The organism is Alcanivorax sp. MD8A, from assembly GCF_002888555.1.
Lineage (GTDB): Bacteria > Pseudomonadota > Gammaproteobacteria > Pseudomonadales > Alcanivoracaceae > Alcanivorax.
The window spans coordinates 1-3,599 of sequence record NZ_AQOQ01000068.1 but is presented as its reverse complement, the minus strand read 5'-3'; the positions used below and the strand labels follow the sequence as shown (position 1 = coordinate 3,599).

The 3,599-nt window shown below is 52.7% G+C and carries 3 protein-coding genes and 1 pseudogene; 3 read left to right on the top strand and 1 reads right to left on the bottom strand.

The genetic code is table 11. The features are described from left to right. The first annotated feature begins 101 nt into the window (after positions 1 to 101). Positions 102 to 767 (top strand): response regulator transcription factor, encoded by a 666-nt coding sequence (locus A15D_RS16940; RefSeq protein ID WP_102792884.1) that lies wholly within the window; start codon positions 102 to 104, stop codon positions 765 to 767. 22 nt (positions 768 to 789) lie between these two features. After that, positions 790 to 2,127 (top strand): sensor histidine kinase, encoded by a 1,338-nt coding sequence (locus A15D_RS16935; RefSeq protein WP_233192293.1) that lies wholly within the window; start codon positions 790 to 792, stop codon positions 2,125 to 2,127. A 594-nt stretch (positions 2,128 to 2,721) separates the two neighbouring features. On the opposite strand, the pseudogene A15D_RS16930 reads toward A15D_RS16935, so the two are convergent. After that, positions 2,722 to 3,135, bottom strand: a pseudogene (locus A15D_RS16930) (tyrosine-type recombinase/integrase); the annotation flags it as partial. Between A15D_RS16930 and A15D_RS16925 the strand changes: the two are divergent. Continuing rightward, a partial coding sequence (locus A15D_RS16925; RefSeq protein ID WP_233192291.1) for a hypothetical protein occupies positions 3,079 to 3,599 on the top strand: 521 nt, incomplete at its 3' end. The pseudogene A15D_RS16930 and the gene A15D_RS16925 sit on opposite strands and share 57 nt — an antisense overlap.

Genomic DNA, 3,599 nt, shown 5'->3' with positions numbered 1-3,599 from the left:
ATACCAACCAGATAATCCGGATACCCATTTTTTTCAGGCTGGATTCAGGCTGCTCTGCGATATTGATGGGGTATCTAAATACTGACTAAAAGGTGTAAATAATGAGGCTGCTTCTGGTGGAGGATGACCGACTATTAGCGGACGGCCTGTCGAGTCAATTGGAGAAGCTAGGCTTTAGTGTGGACATTGCGTCTACAGCCCATGATGGGATAGTGCTGGGTGAACAGGAAAGCTACCGGGCATGTATATTGGATTTGGGATTGCCTGACGGTAGCGGCCTGGACGTCTTGCGGCGCTGGCGCGGCAGCAACATCGGCTTTCCAGTATTGATCCTGACGGCACGGGGAGACTGGCAAGAAAAGGTCAACGGGCTGAAGGCCGGAGCTGACGATTATTTGACCAAGCCGTTCCAGGCCGAAGAGCTGATTGCCCGGCTGCATGCGATAATACGGCGTAGCGAAGGGCGGATGGTAGATATCGTCAAGGCTGGGTATTTCGAATTGGATCAGAGTCGCCAGACCCTTAAAGCAAACGATGGCCAAGAGCACAGCCTGACAGGCACTGAATTCCGGCTGCTCAGGTGTCTCATGGGGCGTCCCGGACACGTGTTTTCCAAGGAGCAGTTAATGGAGCAACTTTATAACCTAAACGATAATCCGAGTGAGAACGTTATCGAGGCCTACATCCGCCGGCTGAGGAAGCTAGTCGGTACAGACACGATTAAAACACGACGTGGCCAAGGATATATGTTCGATGCCCGTGACTAAAAGGCCCAGCTCGGTACGGGGGATGCTTTTACTCCTGCTATTGCCCGCAGGCGTTGCCTTGATGGCTTTGGCTTGGTTTATTCACGGCACGTTGCTGGAGCGCATGTCCCGTGAGTTTGTGGAGAGTCGATTAAAGGAAGAGGTCGCTTTTCTGGAGCATCGAATACGAGAGTCCGGGGGGGCGATCGATAGTTTAGATGCCGGTGATTATTTCCAAGAAGTTTTCCATCATGCCTTCGCTATTGCCTCACCGTCACAACAGATGGTTTCCCCTGAGTCCTGGGCCCCTCTCTTAAAGCCTTTGTTCGCTTCCGATAAACAGGGGGGAGTTAACATTCATGATGCGTCCGTACCTGAAGCACCGCCATGGATTCTCGCTTATCGTCGGTCATTCATGATTGATGGAGTCATGATTGTGGTGATTGTGGCCGAAAATATGGAGTCGCTGCAACAGAGTCAAGAGACGCTGCACACTTGGACGGCGGTTGTTTCTGTCCTGCTAATGGTGCTGCTGGTTGGAAGCCTCTGGATAGGTGTTACCTTGGCCCTTCGACCTGTAGAGGCCCTTCAGAGCGCGCTGAACAGGCTTCAGTCTGGCCAGATTTCTCGAATCGACGCCACCGGACCAGATGAATTCCGTCCGCTTGTTGGTCAGCTTAACCAGCTGTTGGATTCTCTCGAGCATCGACTCAAGCGATCTCGGAATGCTCTCACCAACTTATCACATAGCGTCAAGACACCTATCGCAGCGGTACGCCAGATTCTACAAGACACTGGCCGCCCTTTAGATCAGGAGCTGCGGCAGGCAATAGTCTCGAGGCTGGACGATATCGATAAGCAACTAGAGGCAAAATTACGGCGTAGCAAATTTGCGGGCGCTCATGTAGGCCAAAGCGCTTACCCGGTTAAATTGGCACGGGACCTGCTATGGATGCTGGGTCGTCTACACTCGGAAAAATCCTTTGAGCTTGCAACAAATCTAGCAGAAGAGCGGTGCTGGCCTATAGACGAGCAAGACCTGAATGAGGTACTTGGCAACCTTCTCGATAACGCTGGAAAGTGGTCGTCTCGTTGCGTAGAGCTCCTTCTGGAGGAATGCCGAGATCAGATGATAATTGTCGTGGGTGACGATGGCCCGGGTGTGGCCGGGGAAGCTCTGAAGACGCTGGGAAAGCGGGGGTTAAGACTTGATGAGCAAGCCCCGGGTCACGGACTGGGACTGGCTATTGTGTTTGAAATCGTTCAGCGCTACGGGGGGGAGGTAAGATGCGGGCTTGGCCGGTCAGGTGGGTTAACTGTTACTGTTCAAGTTCCTTTCCCAAACCAAATTCTATCAACGAATAAATGGCACGATCGTTAATGGCAAGAATGTAATCATTGATCGAATTCTGGTTGTTGTGGTGTGACATTGGTTGGTTGAGCCGCGTATCGTAGTGCTGTGGTCTCGACCTTTTACGGGTTCGAAGAAATCGTGCCAAAAGAGAAAACTCCCCCCCCCCTTCTGGTCTGGCTTCGCCAGTGGGGCGTAAATAGTAAGATTGCGCGAGCTTCAGCTTCGACGATGCCGGCCTGCTGGCAAGCACCGCGTTGGATGTCCTAATCCAGAGCATACATGCAATGATATCGGGGAAAATAATCGAGGAAATGCTCCCTTAGCACGGCGGCGATAAGGTGCCTATCCGCTAGCTGATGTTTGGCTGTACCTTTACTTTTGATCGATATTATTGGGTCATGGATAGGCAAGGAGCGATGACCAGTGGCGTTATGCCTGGGTACCTTTGGATTTCAGACCCTACCATGCATGTGTCTGCCGCTGTGCGCGGCGCGTCTTTCTTATGCCCAGATCAGTTCATCTTCGTCCGCTATAATCCACAATTCTGGTGTAGGGCTAGGTGTAGGGTATTGAAGTAATCAACAGGAAAGTCTTTATATTCGGTCTAAACACACCTGTGCATCAGAGCCGTATCACCGGTTCAATGCGGTCGGCAACTTTCTGGTGTGCAAGCTTCCGTTCTTCAAAGTAGTCATATCTGTCATAAATACCTTCCACCCCTTTCAATTTATGGTTCAAACACCTTTCTGCCACATGCCCAGGCACACCTTCCGCAGCTGCAAGGCTGCGGAAGGTGCGCCGCAGGTCGTGAACGGTGAAGTGTTCAAGCCCTCCCATCTTGTTGGGAGGCTGTTTTTTGCGTCCTGTTTCCCGGCCAAACAGTTTGCTGATAGCTCGGTTTAGGGTATCAGGACCCATATGGGGGCGTTTGCTGGCGCGACGAGCCGGAAAAACGTAGGGGGCACCACAGGCATGGCCATGAAGGATTTCGAGCCACCGGATAGCCTGTGTGGGCAGGGGGATGGTGATGGCAACGGTGAGCCGGAAGATGTCATGGTGGTCTCTGGCCGCGTGATCTTCGATCATGTGGGGCGTAGCGTGAAGCAGTACTACCCCAACACCGAGGCCCTGGGATCTGCCGGGTTGTTTAACCCCGCCTTTGATCTGGTGGCACCTACGATCACCGAGTACGACGTGTTGGATCGTCCGCTCAAGGTCACGATTCCGGACACCACCCGCACCACCTTCGATTATGGCTTCGGTACCGACCGGGATGGCAAAACCCAGTTCCAAACTCGTGTGACCGATGCCAACGGCGTCAGCAAGGACAGCTTCCGCGACGTTCGCCAGTTGATCACTGCCGTAAAGGAATACAACAAGGGCGGCAGCGAGAGAGCAGTGGGGCGGCTCCTCTATCCCAATGAGGTATGCAGCCGGTACTTGAACAGTGAATGTTTCGCCCCAAATAAGAATGGGTATCCGGATTATCTGGTTGGTAT